10 protein-coding genes are annotated in these 18,266 nt (G+C 66.5%); 5 read left to right on the top strand and 5 right to left on the bottom strand.

Going from position 1 to position 18,266, the window contains the following annotated elements:
• From AC5P8R_RS11130 to AC5P8R_RS11120, 3 genes are all read right to left on the bottom strand, one after another.
• The coding region (locus AC5P8R_RS11130) for an RHS repeat domain-containing protein (RefSeq protein ID WP_495223400.1) at positions 1-5,109 on the bottom strand (5,109 nt) is incomplete at its 3' end.
• 220 nt (positions 5,110-5,329) lie between these two features.
• A complete protein-coding gene (locus AC5P8R_RS11125; RefSeq protein WP_495223399.1) occupies positions 5,330-6,331 on the bottom strand; it encodes a 2-hydroxyacid dehydrogenase in 1,002 nt (333 codons plus the stop codon).
• Positions 6,332-6,428: 97 nt separating this feature from the next.
• The gene (locus tag AC5P8R_RS11120) at positions 6,429-9,302 is read right to left on the bottom strand and encodes an autotransporter domain-containing protein (protein ID WP_142234420.1); all 2,874 of its coding nucleotides are present in this window, start codon (positions 9,300-9,302) and stop codon (positions 6,429-6,431) included.
• Between the two features lie 232 nt (positions 9,303-9,534).
• On the opposite strand from AC5P8R_RS11120, the gene AC5P8R_RS11115 reads away from it, so the two are divergent.
• From AC5P8R_RS11115 to AC5P8R_RS11095, 5 genes are read left to right on the top strand one after another with little or no spacing between them, the layout of a single operon-like run.
• On the top strand, positions 9,535-10,068 hold the full coding sequence (locus tag AC5P8R_RS11115) for an RNA polymerase sigma factor (RefSeq protein WP_075076110.1): 534 nt from the start codon (positions 9,535-9,537) through the stop codon (positions 10,066-10,068).
• Positions 10,065-11,033: a FecR family protein gene (locus AC5P8R_RS11110; RefSeq protein ID WP_075076111.1), complete on the top strand. Its 969-nt coding sequence runs from the start codon at positions 10,065-10,067 to the stop codon at positions 11,031-11,033. Before AC5P8R_RS11115 ends, AC5P8R_RS11110 begins: the two co-directional genes overlap by 4 nt.
• A 14-nt stretch (positions 11,034-11,047) precedes the next feature.
• Complete coding sequence (locus tag AC5P8R_RS11105) at positions 11,048-13,846, top strand: TonB-dependent receptor domain-containing protein (RefSeq protein ID WP_164077127.1); 2,799 nt, start codon at positions 11,048-11,050, stop codon at positions 13,844-13,846.
• A gap of 45 nt (positions 13,847-13,891) precedes the next feature.
• Positions 13,892-14,848 carry a hypothetical protein gene (locus AC5P8R_RS11100; RefSeq protein ID WP_111206922.1) on the top strand — a complete coding sequence of 319 codons (957 nt, stop codon included), beginning with the start codon at positions 13,892-13,894 and terminating at the stop codon, positions 14,846-14,848.
• Positions 14,845-15,552, top strand: a complete 708-nt coding sequence (locus AC5P8R_RS11095) for a hypothetical protein (RefSeq protein ID WP_049441217.1) — start codon at positions 14,845-14,847, stop codon at positions 15,550-15,552. The genes AC5P8R_RS11100 and AC5P8R_RS11095 overlap by 4 nt, the downstream gene beginning before the upstream one ends.
• 59 nt (positions 15,553-15,611) lie before the next feature.
• Here AC5P8R_RS11095 and AC5P8R_RS11090 read toward each other — a convergent pair whose 3' ends face one another.
• A complete protein-coding gene (locus AC5P8R_RS11090) occupies positions 15,612-16,301 on the bottom strand; it encodes a lysoplasmalogenase (protein WP_014646380.1) in 690 nt (229 codons plus the stop codon).
• Positions 16,298-18,181, bottom strand: a complete 1,884-nt coding sequence (locus AC5P8R_RS11085; RefSeq protein WP_014646379.1) for a M61 family metallopeptidase — start codon at positions 18,179-18,181, stop codon at positions 16,298-16,300. Before AC5P8R_RS11085 ends, AC5P8R_RS11090 begins: the two co-directional genes overlap by 4 nt.
• Positions 18,182-18,266 lie beyond the last annotated feature (85 nt).

Below are 18,266 nucleotides of genomic sequence, written 5' to 3'. Positions count from 1 at the left end.
GCAGGCACGACCACGGTAGTAGAAGTTGCCTCCGCCGCCCTTATTCAGGGAAACGGTTCGATCCCCCGCAATCAGCGACCAGTTGGCGCCGTCAGTACTTTCGTCGATTTCATAGCGCGTCGCGTCCGCCACTTCCAGCAGGGAGATCGAGTAAGCCGCGCCGATTCCCACCCCATCCGGCACGCGCAGGACCGGGGTCGCCGGAGGACCAATCACGCGCACGCCCGCTACCGCGGACCACGGTCCGCAACCGGCGACATTGCAGCCACGCACCTGGTAGTCCCACTGTCCCGGCCAGCGGCCGCCTCGGGCCACGGCGGTCGCACCGTCTTCCTGGGCGAGTCCGAAGCCACCCCCATTGAGCTGCTCCATCAGCTGATAGCTCGTCGCTGCGGGGATTGCGCCCCACCACATGCTCACGGTTGAACTGTAGCTCACGCCACCGAGATTGATCGCCGTGGCTTGGACCGGTGGCAATGTCACGACGATACTGCCTACGGCGCTTGACGCACTGCACCCGGCGTCATTGCATGCAAAGGCACGATAGGCGTAACTGCCGGCGATTCGTCCGCTGATGGCCAGTTGATTCCCACTGATCCGGTTGATCTCAGTCCATGCTGCTCCGTTGAATTGTTCTTCAATGCGATAGCTGCTGGCCTGTGCCACGCTCGAAACAGAGACGGCGTAGCTGCCGTTGTAGCTCGCAGCAGGTACCGACAGTGCGGGTACGGATGGGGCATACAGCGCGGTAATCGCCGCTTCGGCCGAGTAGACGCCGCAGCCCTGTGGATTGCATGCTTTGACCCGATAGCGATAGGTGCCTGCCGGTTTGCTGGTCACTTGATAGGTGCGGCCAGCACCATCAAAGACCACGCTCCATCCGCCACCCACGGCCTCTTCAAGCACAAAGCGGGCGGCACCCTGTACCGCTGACCAGCTCAGGAAATAGGTTCCGTTGATACCTTGCGCCGGTGCAGTGATCACCGGCGCAGCGGTGGGAGCAAGCTCCACCTGGATGGAGGCTTCCACACCCCAAGCACCGCAGACAGTGCCATTGCAGGCACGGCCACGATAGCGATAGACGCCGGAGCTTCGCCCGGCCAGCGAAACGTTCAGCGCAGGCCCTTGATAGACAGCCTGCCAGTCACCGCCACCCGACTCCTGCACCTCGTAACGCTGCGCACCGGCAACGGCTGTCCACTGCACCGCAAACGCACCGTCCGCGCTGTAACCCGGAACCGTTACGACCAGTGCTGCAGGCGCGATATCCACGGCACGCTTGGCAACAAGGCTGCCGTTGAGCTGGATATAGTCAAAGCCCTTCGCCTGGCGCTGATCGTGCTGATAGCGCAGCACGCCATCCTGCCCATAGAGGGAACGAATGTTGCCATTGGGCGCACTGGCCAGGGTGCGGCGTCCATGCGCGTCGTACTGATAGGCCTCCTTGCCATCGACCTCGCGCAGGCGATTGCCGTAGTCGAACCGGAACGCCACGCCATTGCGGATCTTCAGGTTACCCTGGCTGTCATAGCCAAGCCCGGTCACGGTCGCACCACTGCCGACATCCCGCACGTTCGTCAACCGATTGTTGAAGTCGTACTCAAAGGACTGCCGCCGTGCACCAACGCTGGCGGTGACGATATTGTCCAGAACGTTGTACGCATAGCTTGCGTTTCCGAAGCTGGCCGCCGTCACCGTGGTCAGACGATCCAGGCCGTCGTAACGCATGTCGCGGTTTCCAGGGGCTGCCGGCAGGCCGTCACTGATGGCCGCCACATTGCCATTGGCATCGTAGTCGTAGCCGTCATCGATGACCTTGCCACCTGCACCACTGTCGGTGCTGCGATCGGGCAGGCCGCGCGCGTTCTGCGTCATCTGATGCACGACGCCGTTGCCATAGGTGAAGCCGCTCATGCCGCCGTTCGCGTAATAGCGCACGTTGGTGGCGAAGGCTCCGGCTCGCGTCGGCTGCCCCAGCGCATTCGGGCCGTAGTCGATCGTCAGGCCGGACGGCTGCACATGGGTTGCCAAGGCGCCGTTTGCATCGTAGCCATAGCCCAGCGCCCAGGCCTCGCCACCGTCGTAGGCCACGCTCTCGGACGTGGGCAGTCCACGCAGATTGTAGGTGTAGTCGTTAGTGGTGACGGCGCCGTTGTTGCGCGTCTGCACACGCTTGACTTTCCCGCCCGGCCAATAACTCCAGTCCTGATCACCCTGGCCATCAGAGAAACGCAGGGTCAGCAAGCGATTCATGCTGTCGTAGCTGCGGTCAGCCCGCGAAGGCGACGCATAGGCAGCGTCGCTGTCGCACTGAGGGCCCAGCAACGTCAGGCCCGAGGCAGACCAGAGCAGATTGCCTGCAGCGTCATAGCCCATGCCGGTCGCACCGGTCTCAGGCTCCATGCTCTTGCACAGCCGCTGGGCGCCGTCATAGACGTACTGGCGCCGTACACTGACGCTGCCATCGTAGTTGCGCCTCAGGATCGACAGCGGTTTGCCCAGCGTGTCGCGCTGAATCTCCGTCACTACCCCTTCCGCGTGGAGAATCCGGATGGGCGTGTCCTGGCTGGGCTTGCCGTACATCAAGTAGTCGGTGGTGGTGGCAATGCCGCGCGGATTGGTCACCCTTACGCTGCCTCCGCCGATCTGCTCGGTGGTCGTGACAAGCCGGCCCAGTTCGCTGTCCTGCTCGCTGCGATTGGGGCGCCCGAGCGCGTCATAGCCGGTATGGGTGCCGGGCAGCGCCGAGCGGAAGTCGGACGCCGCGCGCGTCGGATAGGAGGTAAAAACCAGGCGCCCATTGCTGTCATAACGGGTCACCGTCTGGCGCAATGTACCGCCACGGTCCGCAGCGTCGAACGACTCTTCCAATACTGGGCGCCACAACCCATCGTAGTACGTCACCGCGCGTGCGTTGCCGGTACTGGACTCGCGCTTCCAATGTCCCGCTTCCAGCCCGATCTCCGCTCCCGCCACCTGGAAGAATCGCGTTGTAGAAGGATTCCAGGCCACGCTGTCATTGGCGGCCTGGGTCGCCAGTACGATTCGGCCCATCCCGTCGTAGTCGAAGCTTCGGCTGGCACCATTGGGCTCCACCGCTGCGCGCACCCAGCCATTGTCATCGACCTGCAGCGAGGCACTGCTGCCGTCCGGGTACGCGACACTCTGCGGCAGGCCACGCTTCCAGCTGCCAAGCGCAATGGCATTGCCCTTGCCATCGGCCACGGAGGCGAGCGTGCCATCGGCGTGATAGCCCAGCGTCTGCTGCAACGCGCCGAAGGCGTAGGTACGTTGCGGGCGCGCCATCGAGTCGAACTCGGTGCGTTCGGTCTCAATCTCAACGCCGCCAACGCTCTGTGTGCTGCGCGCGACTTGGCTGAGTATCCAACGACCCGTGTCGTCGAAGTAGGTGGTTCTCAGCGTTCGCGCGCGCCCCAACGAGTTACTCTCGGTCTGCACCACCGGCCGCACATGCGCATCGAACTGATCGGTCGTATTGACGAAGTTGACGCCATCCTGGCTGAGCACAGATTGCTTCAGGGGACGAATCTTGACGGCGAAGGGATCATCGGCCGCGGTCATCGAACCGTAGCTGTCCGGGAACGGTCCGGCCTGGACCTCGTCCGAACTCATATAGGTATTGGTGATGACCTGGACGATCTGACCGTCCGGCGCACGCACCGCCTCCTGCAGCAACTGCCCCTCGTTCTCGTCGAGTTTTCGTCCGAACACACTGTGACGGCGCGTACCATCTGGCTCCACAATCGTCGACACTGCGGAGTTGGCCAGGCCCGAGTCATATCCGCCCGACTCGTACGTCCAGGTCAAACTGCCCAACCCGGGCCCCGTCAGCGTCTTGCTGGTGATCGCGAAGAGGTCGAACGCATTGGAGGCGCGTTGCGCGTAGCGCCCACCGCCCATGTCTGCGCAAGCGGTACTTTTTACACCCAGCCGGGTGCGGCGCAGGTACTTGAACTCAAACTGTCCACGCGTTCCTGATGGATGGGTCGCGATCAGGGTGAATCCAGACTGCTCGAACGTGGGCTTGATGCAGAGCTTCGGTTCACCATCCCAGCTCTGATACTCCGGGTTCAGGCCCCCGAATCCGCCGTCCTGCCAGCTGTACTCATAGCCGAAGCGAGCACCATCCGGCTGCTGCACGGCACGCAGCGCAGGCCAGCGTGCGAATCCCATTGCACCGGAGCCCTCGTTGTACTCATAGCTCCAGGTACGGCCATTGGCTGTTGCACTTGCAATACGGTCCCCGGCATAGGCAATGGAAATGGCGCGACCATCACTGCCGCGAATGCCAACCAGCTTGTCGCCCGAATAGTCATAGGCTACCCAGTTGCCGTGGCGATCTTCGACCCGACTGGCCATCAGCAGAACACGCACCAGTTTTGAACCTACGCCCTGGCCGAGATCCATGAAACCGGCTGTTCGTTCAATACCCACATTGAAGAAGTAGCGATTCCCCGATGCATCCACGCCCAGGAATCCCTCACCGGGATAGCCATTGGCCGTCGAGCCCAGGCAACTGAGGCGCATGTTGCCCCGAGTACCCCAGCGATAGGTTTCACCGTTGGTGGGTTTAGGGTTGGAGGCGTTGGCGATCAGCAGCATCTCCTGCTCGCCCTGGTCGGGGACACGCACCTGCACGCCGGTCCATATCTCGAAGGTGCCCACGCCGGTACGCGTCTTGGGGTAGAAGGTCTGCGAGCAACGCTGGGTGGCGCCATTACCCGACTCGTTCCACTTCCAGATGGAGTCGAAGGTGGCGTGCATGTAGGGGACTTCGATGTCCCAGCTGCCGAATCCCCCCAACGGCTGCCGGTCCTTGAAGGACTGCACAGCGAGACGACGCTGCAATCGCACCGGCAGCGCGTTGTTGCCTGGCAAGTCGATGTCGGTAACGACAAATTCGGTCGACCCCGAGCTGGGGCTGATGCTATCCCCGAACAGGCTCGAGGTCAGCGGTGCCAGCCCCTCGCTGTTCTTGATCTTTTTGTAGTACTCGGTATGCGGGGTGACCGGGCTACTCGCCCAGGTCCACCCGGATGACACGACCAATGCCGCGCCCAACAACGCCTGCCACTGCCAGATACGCATGGAACATCCCTTTGTCCAATTGCGTCGGCAATCACCAGACGATCGGTAATCCACCGACGTGTGCTGGCGTCATGTTCCGGCCAGAAAGCAGCTGCGCCGTCCCTTGCGCCCCCTGTACTTCAAGGGAGGACAAGCCCCCCTTCACGACAGCTTCATATGATATTCACCCAAAGTAAATACCCCAGGTGGGGACTGGGTGAGGCCCACTTCCGCAGCGTGTCTACGCTCCCACCCGGTTCGCACACACCCGCCCCTCCGCAAAATCGCGCAGGTTCCCCAACGTGATCGCCGAGATCTCCCGCAGCGCCTCCACGGTGAAGAAGCCCTGGTGGCCGGTCACCAGCACGTTGGGGAAGGTCATCAGGCGTTGGAAGGCCTCGTCGTCGATGATCTCGCCGGAAAGGTCCTGGAAGAACAGCGCGCTTTCCTGCTCGTAGACGTCGATGGCCAGATGACCCAGCCGCCGCGATTTCAGCGCGCGGATCACCGCATGGGTATCCACCAGCGCGCCGCGCGAGGTGTTGACCAGCATCGCGCCGGTCTTCATCCGCGCCAGCGAGGCGTCGTTGATCAGGTGCTGGGTATCGGGCGTCAGCGGGCAATGCAGCGATACGATGTCGGCCCGCGCCAGCAGTTCATCCAGACCAACCCTGTCGCCCACGCCGGCGAAGGCCGGCGACGGATACGGATCATGCCCCAGCACGGTGCAGCCCATGCCCTTGAAGATGCGCGCGGTGGCCAGGCCGATCTTGCCGGTGCCGACGATGCCGACCGTGCGCCCATGCAGGGTGCGCCCGAGCAGGCCATCGAGCATGAAGTTGCCCTCGCGCACGCGGTTGTAGGCGCGATGGGTCTGCCGGTTGAGCGTCATCACCAGCGCCAGCGCGTGCTCGGCCACGGCTTCGGGGGAATAGGCCGGCACCCGTGCGACGAACAGGTCCAGCGCTTTCGCGGCGGCCAGGTCCACATTGTTGAAGCCGGCACAGCGCAGCAGTACGGCGCGTACGCCCAGCGCATGCAGCGCGTGCAGTACCGGCGCGTCGAGGCGGTCATTGACGAACACGCAGACGGCGGCGCAGTCCTGTGCCAACGCAGCGGTATGCACGTCCAGCGCGGCATCGAAATACACGAATGCAAAGCCCTGCCCGGCCGCATCGCGCTGGTTGGCCTCGTCGAGGAAACGACGATCGTAGGGGCGGGCACTGAAGACGGCGATCTGCATGACGGGGCCTGGCGGGAGTTCCCTGCCGACCATACCGCAGCACCTGCCCTGATGGGATGGCCCCGGCGATACGCATATCGCCGGGGCCGGGTACCGCTTAGAACCGGTAGCCCAGGCCCAGCATCACGCCGTTCCGGATCTGCCCGTCGCGGCGCTCACCCACGTAGTCGGCCATGATCGACAGGCGCTCGCTGGCGCGACTGGTCACGCCCACGTTCCAGGCCAGCACCTGCTCGCCCACGGCCTGGCTGCTGGCACCAAACACCAGGTCCGGGGCCGCAGCAAAACCGGTGCTGTAGCGCGCCTGTGAATCGCCCAGCTCCTTCTGCCAGGCCACGCGGGCACGCGGGGTGATGCGCTCGCCGTTGTTGCCCTCGAAGGTCTTGAACAGCTGCAGGCCGGCACCCACGCGGATGCTCTCCAGGCTGCCGCTGCGCCCCACCAGCGCGCCAGCGCCCTGCTCTTCGTTGAAGCGGGTGGCCGAGGTCCGCGCGTAATCCACCACCGGCAGCAGCGGCTGGATCACCAGTCCCTTGCCGGTGGTGAAGGAGAACGCGTGTTCGACCCGCGCCGAGATCGCGTCGTTGCTGTATCGGGCGCGCAGCGGCTGTTGCAGGCCATCGATGGCCGAAAGGCTGCGGCGGGTATCGTGGCGCAGGTCGGTGTAGCGCACGGCCGCCGACAGGTAGCCACGCGAATAGGTCGCATCCAGGTAGCCTCCCACATCCAGCGCGCGCACGTCGCCACTGAAACCGGAGCCATCGCTGGCCTTGGTCGACATGTCCGCGGCGGCCACGCTGACGCCGAGGGTGACGCGGTCATCGGCCACGTGCGTGTCGGCACCGACCACGATGCCGCCGATGTTATGGCTCAGGCCGGCCACGCCACCGTCGGCGTCGATGCGGCCATGGCTGGCGAAACCGCGCGCCCACAGGCCACGGCTGCCACCCGCCGCGCGGCTGTCGCCAGCAGCCTCGCCGGCCGGCTCGACCAGATGCATGGCCAGCTGGTTGAACAGGCTGCCATGGCGCATGCCCGGCTGCGCCGACACCGACTGCGCCGCCTGCGAGGCCAGGCCATCGGCATCGCCGCCACTGCGCATCGCCGCCTGGTGCTGCTGCACCACGTTGCCGATGCTGCCCAGCAGTGCATTGTCGGCCAGGCGCAGGCTGGCGTGTGCATCACCGCGCAGGGCGCCGGCCTGCTGTGCGATCACATCGCGGTCGGCGAACTGCAGTGCGCCGAGCAGCGACTTCAGGCCGCTGTCCTGGCGATCCGATGCGGCTGCCAGCGCGCGCCCCAGTCCATCGCCGGAGGTGCCGTTGGCAAACAGGCCCAGCTGATCGAAGCCCGGGTTGGCGGTCAGCCACAGCCCGTCGGCCGTCTGGTTGACGTTGAAGCTGAGCAGCGAATTGTGGCGCGGGCGGAATACTTCGCCCGCGGTGATGCTGGCGCTGTAGCCGGTGTCGCCCAGTCGCACGGCATCCTGGAAACCGCCCTGGTAGATCGGCCCTTCCACCAGATCGCGGCGGTAGCCGCCGGCATAGAAGCCCTGGGCGACGTTCAACGCCAGGTGTGCGCCCTGCGCGATCACCAGCGCCCCCTCTTCGGCCCCGCCATCGTAGAAGCTGCCGACGCGCAGGCGGCCACTGCCGGTGCCCCCGGCCTCGGTAACATCGAACAGCACCTGCCCGCCGGGCATGATGTTGACGTAGCCGTGGGTCACCAGATCACCGCCACGCGGCATCAGCGTGCCGAACACGCGCAGTCGGTTGAAGCCGTCTTCGCGCCAGGACGGGCCGGTGCCATCCAGCAACGCATCACTGTCGGTGCCGACCGATGCGATATCGCCATGGCCAACCACCACGCTGCCCGGCATCACCCGCAGCTCGGGGGTACGCAGCGCGCCGCCCTCCAGCGCGATGGTGCCGTTGTCGACCAGCATGAAATCGGCGCCGGTGGTTTCGGCGGTGCGCCAGGTGGCGCCATTGCTGACACGGATCACGCCCGCCGAACCTGCCAGGGTGGACGCATCCAGATCGGCCAGCCGCAACTGGCCGCGCAGCTCATCCTGGAGGTCGGGGTCGGCAAGCAGCTGCTGCAGCGACTGCGTGCCGATGCCGTTCGGCCCCCGCGTGGAGACGTTGTACAGGCTCACCGCGTAGTTGATGTAGGTGCTGGCCCAGTCGGTGTTCCAGCGCGCGAAATCGTCGTCGACGAAGGCCTGCAACTGGCGCGCGGTGCGCAGGTAGCCCGGATTGATGTCGCCGCTGACGTTGCTGGTCACATGCAGGGTGTCGCCCGGATCGCGATAGCCTGCCGTGTTGATGATGTTGTTGCCGCGGATGTCCTGGCCCGGGAACGACTCCAGCTTGCTGCCGCTGCCATCCGGATCGAAGGTGACCGATGTACCCGTGGTGCGCGCCGGGTCGCGGAACACCAGCAGGCCATTGGGCCGCACCACCTCATACATGGCCTTGTGCAGCAGGCCGGCATCCATGCCGCCGCCATAGTTGCCGGTGTAGATCTGGGTCATGCGCGGCGACGGTGCGTAGGTGATCCTGCCACCACTGCTGGCGGCATGGATCTGCACCGAATCGACCAGCGGCAGGTCGCCGCCGAGATAACGGTTGACGCCGCCGGACTGCATGATCGAGCAGGACGAAATGCAGTGGCCGGACACAATCGTGTCCAGGCCCTGGGTGCGGATCACCGCCTGCAGCCACTCGCCGGCGATCAGCGCGCCACCGTTGGACGTGCGCAGCACGACTTCGCGGATCGGGCGTCCTTCGGCCTGCGCCTTGGCCAGCAGCGCGGGCAGCGCCACCACATCGGCAACGGTTACGCCGCCGCTGAGGAAGACGCGATCGTCCTGCACGTGATAATTCATTGCCATGACGTCATCAACCGCCGCCATGGCGGTGATGCCCAGCAACGCTGCCAGGGCCAGGCTCAACTTCGAATGCTTCATGTGTTCTCTCTCTCCACCCGCAACGCACGGGTCGAAAGTTCAACGTCCGGACGGTGCGCCCTCCCCCAGTGCAGCGCCCCTCGAAACATGAACGCATTCACAATGGATTCGTGGGCCACGCACACTCTTCCCCATCCGGTCATCGTCGCGTAAAACTCGAAGACGTACCCGCCACCGACGTCCGAGGCCAGCCCTGTCCGCCCCCTCTCCTCTGATCCATCGCGCGCCGGACCTGTCCGCGCCGGCGGACGCGTTCATTGCGTTCGTGCGGGAGGAACGCGCGCCGTTGTGTGCGTTCCTGCGCACGCGCGGTGTCGGGCCGGAGGATGCCGAGGACATCGCGCAGGACTGCATGGAGCGGCTGATCCGCTATCGCGCGCACAGTGCCGACGAGCTGCGGCTGCTGCTGTATCGTATCGCCCGCAACCGCCTGGCAGACCGCGGCCGTTCGTCGCAGTCGCGGCCGCATCTGTCCCTCGCCGAACATGATGGCGGCAACGAGCCTTCCAGCACGTCGCCCGATCCATTGCGCCAGGCCGAGTCCGGGCAGATGCTGTCCCTGCTGCGGCAGGCCCTGTTCAAGCTGCCCGAGCGCGCGCGCGAGGTGTACCTGCTCAACCGGATCACCGGCATGAGCTACACGCAGATCGCGCGGCACTGTGGAATTACTGCCAAGACCGTGGAAAAACACATCGCCCGCGCCCTGCAGGGCCTGCGCCAGGAACTCGGAACGGATCCGCTGCACAACGACAGGGACAACGGATGAGTCACGCCAGGCCCAGGGAAGATACGCAGCTGTTCGAACGCGCCAGCGCCTGGGTGGCGCGGCTGGAGGCTCCGGACTGTACGCCGGGCGAGCGCGAGACGTTCGAGGACTGGTTGGCCGAGGACCCGGCCCATGTTACTGCCTGGGTCCAGGCCGAGACCCTGTTCCAGCAGGGCGAGGAACTGGCCGCCGACCCGTGGCTGCGCACCGCCGCGGCACGTGCGGCACGGCCGGCGCCGCGTCGCTGGCTGCCGGCAGTGGCCGCTGCCGCAGGCGTCTGCCTGGCCATCGGGATCGGCTGGATGATTGCCGTCGACGGCAACCCCACGCCGCTGCGCTATGCCAACGATTCCCACCAGCCCCGGCTGCAGACGCTGGCCGATGGCAGCGTGGCCACGCTGGATGCGGGCACCACCCTGCACGCCCGTTTCGGTTGGCGCCATCGCAACCTGGTGCTGGAACGTGGCCGCCTGCAGCTGCAGGTCGCACCGTCGGGCAAGGCCCTGCAGCTGCGCGCCGGCGACAGCACCATCCGCGACATCGGCACCACCTTCCAGGTGGAACGCCTGCATGATGGCCTGGTCGAAGTCGCACTGCTGGAAGGTGCGGTGGAAGTCAGCAGCGGGGGCACCCAGCACACCCTGGCGCCCGGCCAGCAACTGCAGGTACTGCCGTCGGGCCGCATCCAGCCCGGTCCGGCACTGTCGTCCAATGCCGCCGCTGAAGGCTGGCTGCAGGGACAGCTGGTGTTCGATGCCACACCGCTATCGATCGTGGTCGAACGCATGAACCGCTACGGCCACACGCCGCTGGTGATCGCCGATCCGGAGATCGCCAGCCTGGCGGTAAGCGGCACCTTCCGTGCCGGCGACGCGCAGGAACTGCTGTCGGCACTGGAACTGGGCTGGTCGGTGGCTGGCCAGACGCGACCGGATGGCGCGCTGGAACTGCGCCGCACGTACTGAGGAGGCCTGCGGTGATGGCAGTACCGGGCGCGCTGCAGGGGGGGCTGCTGCTCCGCACCCTGTTCTGCCTCGCGTTGGGCATCCCCGCGCTGCCGTCTGCCGCTGCGGCCGAGCAAGCGGGCACCCTGGAGGTCGATGTTGGCTCAGGCCCGCTGGCGCCGGCCCTGCAGCAATGGGCGCGACAGAGCGGCATTGCCCTGCTGTTCGATGCGCGTGAGCTGGATGGCCTGCGCACGGCCGGCACCCATGGCCACCGCGATGCGGCTGCGGCCCTGAAGGAACTGGTCGCGGGCATGCCGGTGAACATCCTGCGTACGCCTGCTGGCGGATTCGTCGTCCGCCGCACCCGCCCCGCGCCACCATCGCCACCGTCGGTCGCGGCACGCGCCACGCCCGCAGCACGTTCGCCACACAAATCCGCCGACGCGCCGCCGCAGGTGGAACTGGCGCCGATCCATGTCACCGGCAGCCGGCTGCCGCGCACCTCCGTGCAGACCACGCTGCCGGTCACCATCATCGACCGCGATGACATCCTGCGCAGCGGCTACGGCAGCCTGTTCGACCTGCTGCGGCACTTGCCGGGCATGAACGGCCACCCGGCGATGAGCACCTCGCGCAGTGGCGATTCGCAGTACCTGCCGGTGGGTGCGGCCACCACCACCAGCCTGGACGGCATGGGCCCGCGTGCGACCCTGTTCCTGGTCAATGGCCGGCGCCTGCCACGCTATCCCATGGTGTCGCTGGAACAGGGTGGGCTCACCGATCTTGGGGGAATTCCGCTCAGCTTCGTCGAACGCATCGAGCTGGTACGTGGCGGCGCCTCGGCCATCTATGGCGCCGACGCGATGTCCGGCGTGGTCAACATCATCCTGCGCGACCAGGCTGACGGCCCGGAAGCCATGCTGCAGACCGGCCTGAGCGGGCGCGGCGACGCTGGCCAGTATCGCGTGCAGGCGGCCACCGGCGGCGTGCGCGACGGAGGGGACCGCTGGTTCGCCGGCATCGACCTGCACCGCATCGACCACGTGGCCGGTGATCGCCGCCAATGGCATGCGGAAACCTCGCAGTACCTGATCGGCGCGTTCCGCGATGGACGCTACTGGCCGGCAGAACGCTGCGAAGGCCCATTGACGCGGCGCGATGGTGCCTGCTGGTTCGACAGCGCCCGACCGCGCTCGCTGCAACCGGCCTCGGATACCGCCTCGGCCTACCTGCGCTACCGGCATGAACGTGGCGAAGGTCGCTATGCCTACGCCGAGGCGCGGGCCAGCCACAACCGGCAACGCTTCGACCTTGGTCCAACCGCCGTTGCCATCGGCCTGTACGGGTTCACCTTCAACAGCGTGCTGCGCGAAGCTGGCAACGTGCGTCCGCATGTACGTGCCACCGACGCCGACGTCACCTTCGGCATTGGCCGCGACCAGGGCCGGCGCAGCTGGGATGCCGGCATCAGCGCACAGCGCAGCGATGTCAGCCTGTCCACGTCGGGCACCGTGCGCGCCGAGCCCCTGCTGCGGGTCGCCGAGACACTGGATTTCCTGCCCGGCTTCACCTCGTTGCCGGCGGGCGCGGCCGAGCAGTTGTTCCCGTCGATCCGCAATCGCGGGCGCACCGAGCAGTGGCAGGGCTGGTGGGGCATGCAGCGGGAGCTGATGCCATTGGCCGGCGGTGCTGCACAGCTGGCCACCGGCATCGACCTGCGCCAGGAGCGCTGGACCTCGCATCCCGACGCCCTGCTGAGCCAGGGTGACCTGGCGCTGGGCCTGCCGCAGGAGCAGCGCCACCTGGCGCGCCGCAGTGGCGGCGCCTACGCCGAACTCGGCCTGCCCCTGGCGTACACGCTGCGCATGGACCTGGCCGCACGCTGGGACCGCGACGGCGACTACCAGGCCTTTTCGCCCCGCGTGGGCGTGCGCTGGAGCCCCACGCCCCAGTGGTCCTTCCTGCTTGCCAGCGGGCGCGGCTATCGTGCGCCCAGCCTGTTCGAACAGCGGCGTCCCCCGGGCTACTTCGGTGCGATCGAGCTGCCGGCCTCCAGCGCCCTGCCCGACTGCGCGCAGAGCAGCGGCAACGGGCGCTGCAGCGTCACCGTGGACGTGGTGGAGAACGATGCGTTGAAGGCCGAGCGGTCGCGCAGCCATTCCCTGGCCGCGACCTGGACGCCGACCGATACGTTCTCGCTGTCACTCACCCACAACATCGTCGAACTGCGCAACGAGATCCTGGCCCTGCAACCGGCCGACGCGGTGTGGAACCCCGGCACCTGGGAGCTGGACGAGGACGGCCACCTGAGCAACCTGCGCCTGTCCTTCGACAACATCGGCCGCACCACCTCGCGCAACTTTGTACTGCGCGGGGAGTACCACATCGATACCGGCAACACCGGCCAGTGGCTGTTCTCGCTCGATGCGCTGAAGCAGCAGGAACTGCGCCGCGAACGTGGCCATGATGCAACGGTGGACCTGCGCGGCCATGTCACGCCGACGATGGCCGCCGTGCTGAACGTGCAGTGGCAGAACAGCAACTGGGACATCGCCCTGCGCGGCAACCAGGTGGGGCGCACGCGCGCCTGGCTGCCCGGTGCGGAATGCCCGGAGGAACAGCGCGAGCAGAACCACTGCATGAACCCCCGGCAGCTGCGCTGGAACCTGCATCTCGCACGACGCCTGGGGCCGCGCGTGGTCGCCGCGCTGGACGTGCACAACGTGCTCGACACGCAACCGGTGAACTATCTGGTCGGCAACGGTGGCCAGATGCCGGGGCTGGACGATCCGCTCGGCCGCTACTTCCTGCTGACCCTGCAGATCCGCTGAGCGTAGTACCCTACGCGCCCTGTTCCATCGGTTCCCCACCACCCCATGAAGGCCTATCTCTGGTTCTGGGGCGCGTTCCTGCTGTTCTTCGCGTTGCCCTTCCCCTGCATCCTCTATGTCGGCACGTCGTGGCCGGTGCAACTGGCCGACCGCAGCGCGCCATGGCTGGCCCTGCTGCTGCTCGCGCTGTCGGTGATCCTGTGGCTGGCCCTGCTGCTCGCCTTCCTGCACTACCTGCTGCTGGGCCCGCCGCGCGCACTGCATCGGGTGCGCACCATCCTGGCCGGCGGTGAGCCGCGCGACGCGTTGATCGAACAGGCCGAGCCGACCGGCGTGCACGTGCGCGGCTTCGCGCAGTGGAAGCTGCAACTGGGCTTCCAGAACCTGTCCGGCACGCCCATCAACGAACAGATGCTGGTGGTGGACAGCAAGCCGCAGCTGCAGCGTTTCGTGGCCGGCAAGCGTATCGAGGTACGCCTGAGCCGGATGCCGGGCGCGTTCCCCAACGTGGTGCTGGAGGGTGCCCAGCCTGAATTGGATGTCGCCAGCCTCTGGCGTCGTGGTGTCGGCGCAGCGATCGGCATCGTGGCGGTGGCCAGTGCCTATGTGGCCGCCTATCGGCTGCAGAGTGAGGGACTGGGCTGGACCTTCCTGTCGCTCGGTCATCCGCTGCTGGTGTGCCCGCTGGTGTTGTGCGGCTACGCGCTGGGCCTGCGCCTGCTCGGCCGGCTGCTGCAGGCCGACGCCCGCGGTGACGCGCTGAAGTATCGCGGCATCGGCGTGGATGCGAAGGTGCTGAAGCTGCGCCAGACCGGCACCTATCTCAACGAGCAGCCGCAGGTGGAGTTCCAGCTGGAATACATCGACCGCGAAGGTGGCGTGCAGCAGGTGAGCGTGCGCCGCTTCATCCCGTTGATCGAGCTGGCCAATCTTCCGCGCGAGCGGGTCACGCTGTTGTACGACCCGGAAGATCGCCGCAACGTTCGCCTGGAGGGTGTATGAAGCAACCGCCCTCGACCCGGCTGGTGTTCTCCGTGGTGTTGCTGGTGCTGGCCGGCGTCGCCGTGGCAGGCGGAGCCCTGCAGACGCTGGGCGAAACACTGGGCCATTCGGTGCAGGCCAACAGCGCAAGCGCGCCGATCGCCATGCCGCCAGCGCGCGAGAGGCCCGCTTCGCTCGCGCCGATGACCGAGCCGCGGTTGCCGCCGGTGCCCGAACGCAACAACCGGTTGTTCGATGCGGACTACCTGCTGGCCGCCCGCCAGGCACTGGAACAGATGCCTGCGCTGGCCGGGCACCGGCTGACGGTATTCCACAGCATCCACTTCTACGACGATGGCCGGATCAATCTGGACCTGGTGGATCCGCAGCAGCCGTCACGCGTGGACAGCTACCACTTCGAACGCGGCCAGTGGCGCAAGGGCGACCCGGTCAATCCGCAGCGCTTCGCGCCCACCATCACCCTGCGCCGCAGCAGCACGGCGCTGGCCAACATCGATTTCGAGGCGGTGCCGCGCGTGGCCCAGGCACTGCAGGCACAGCGCAACGCATTGATGGGCACTCCCGGTGAAGTCGGCCACGTCTATGTGATCGTGCGCAAGGGTGGCACTCTGGTCTGGCTGCCGGACGAGGTCGCCGGTGATCGCCAGTCCGCACGACTCTCTTTCGACGCACAAGGCCGTTCCGGCAACGCGACCCTCCGATAGTCAACGCGAAAAGGGGACGGAGGGGATTAAGTCGTTTGTGCCTTGGTGCCGTCTGCGACTTAATCCCCTCCGTCCCCTTTTTGCTGTTTCACGGAGCGGGCGATGGCGTACTGCGCGCCGTAGTAGGTGGACAGCACCAGCAGGCTGGCCAGTGGCAGGCCGCCGGCGAAGCGGTCCCAGGCCAGCAGCGAGTCGCTGGCGACGAACAGCAGCGCACCGGCGGCCGCCCAGCGGGAGCTGCTGGCATCCATTGCATCGGTGTGCGGTCGCCGCCACTGGCGTGCGAGCGCCAGGACCGCCATCGAGGCCAGCACCACCACGTATGCCAGCACCGGAATGCGCATCGGTGCGGGCAGGTGCGGCCACAGACCAAGTACATTCAGTACAGCGAACGCGCCGAGCAGGACGCTGGCGGCAAGCAGGCCACGTCCGGCACGCAGGCCATCGCGGAAGGCGACGATGTAGCAGAGGTGCGCCAGCAGGAACGCGACCAGCCCCGGCACGAACGCATCCACCGGCAACATCAGCGCGATATCCCCCACGCACGACAGCAGCATGCCAGCCAGCACCGCGCGTCGGTAGAACGGCTGCGCTGGATCATGCACGCGCCAGGCGATGGCAGCGATCAGCAGCGTGGTGGTCGGCTTGGCCAGCCAATGCAGCCAGCGCCCGTCGCCGTGCAGGAATGCACCGAGGATGGCGAGGATCGCCATCAACAGGATCATGCCATCGCGGGCGCGCGGTTTCATCGCGCCTTCCACAGGTCCGCAAGGCGGTCAGGCTTGCCGGCGATACGCTCCAGCACCGGGTACTGCAGGCCACCGTGGTAGGCGATGTTCATCGTTTCGATGCGGTCGAACTGCTTCACCAGCAGCACGATCGGCGCCTTGTCCTTCGCCGCCGCAGCTACCGCATCCTTCAAGCGCTGGCTGCTGTACTCGCGCCCGCCAACGGCAATCACCTTCATGCCCGGCGCCAGGCCGGCATTGAACGCCGGGCTGTCCCAGATCACGTCGCCGACCACACCGCTGTCGAGCACGGTCGCACCCAGCGAGTACGCCAGCAGCGCCGCCTTGGCGCGTTTTTCCTGTGCCTTGTAGGCGTCGTTCGGCGTATCGCGGTAGACCAGCTTCCAGCCCGCCAGTTCCAGGCCGCCGGTCAACGAACCGTGGCCGTCCAGGCGCCCGCGCAGGAACGTCGCCCAGTCATACGGCGCTATGCCGTTCAAGGTCGCGACCACGTCGTTGAAGGTGTACGGGTTGACGTCCCAGTCGCCGTTGCCGACGCCGAAGAACGCACGTGCGAAGTCATCCAGGCTGCGCCGGTTGCCGCTCAGTTCGCGCAGCTTGCCCTCCACTTCCAGCCACAGCATCTGGCCGCCGGAGTAGTAGTCCTCGCTCATCTGGTAGTTGCGGTAAGGCAGCGTGCGGCGCTGCGCGATGGTCGGGTCATTGGTGGTGTCCTGCAGCGGCCGCCAGGCCAGGCCCGGGCGACCACGGTCATAGGTCGCGGCCACGTTGGCCAGCATGTCGCGCGCCTGCGCGGTCGACCACAGCCCTGAACGCGCCGCCAGCACCTGGCCCCAGAACTGGGTCTGGCCTTCGTAGACCCACAGCAGGCTGTCGCCCATCGGCGTGTTGAAGTTGGCGGTGGCCAGATCGGCGCCGCGACGGTACTTGCCATTCCAGGAATGGGTGTACTCGTGCGGCAGCAGATCGCGCATCCACGCGTTGTTGTCCCACTCGGTGAAGTAGCCCGGGTCGGCACTGTTCTCGCTGGAACGGTGATGCTCCAGGCCGATGCCACCGAGGCGGTCGGTCAATGCCAGCAGGAACTCATAGTGGTTGTAGTGCCGCGCGCCGTAAAGCTTGTCGGCCTGCTGCACCAGCGCGCGGTGCATCGTGATCTGCGCCTCGCTCGGCTTCAGCGATTTGGCGTCGTCGGCAAACACGTTGAGGTGCACCGGCACCTTCGCGCCCGGATCGAGATCGATGCGCTGGTAGTGCTCGCCGGCAAACAAGGGCGAATCGACCAGATGGTCATAGGAGATCGGCTTGAACACCACGGTGTCACCGTCGCGGCGCGCGGTCTCCAATGCAGTGGCGAACGACCAGCCCTTGGGCAGGGTAACGCTGGCCTGCGCCTGCAGCTGGCGCGCGTCGATGCCGGCCGGATACAGCGAGTTGGCGTTCCACTGCAGGTTGAGCATTTCCGGGGTCATCACCACCCGGCCCTGGCTGCCGCCCTGCGAGGACAGGAAATCGAAGTGGGCGACGATCTCGCTGGCGCCCTCGGGCACGTTCACCTTGAACGCATAGACGTTGTACTGATCGCGCTGCCAGGCCAGCGGCTTGCCGTTGGCGGTCACGCGCAGGCCGGCCAGCTTGTCGATCGGGCCGGTGGGCGAATGGTTGCCGGGAATCCACTGCGGGTACAGCAGGGTCATCGGGCCGGGCTTGGCCGGCACGGTGGCGGTCACCTTGAAGATGCGCCGGGCCAGATCGCGCGCGTCCACATCGATGCGCAGCAGTCCTGGGGCCGCCGCGTTGGCCGGTGGCGAGGTCTGCGCAAGTGCAGGCGTGGCCGCCAGCGCGAACAGCAACGACATCGCCAGGGCTCGGGTCTTCATCAGGCAGTTTCCAACAACGGGGAATCCTCCGATGCTAGGCCTGTGCGATGGCCGGCCCCATGGCCAAAGGTCATGGGCGGTGCGC

This window comes from Stenotrophomonas sp. YJH_SMC_73 (genome assembly GCF_059370155.1).
This window is presented reverse-complemented; position numbering and strand designations above follow the sequence as displayed.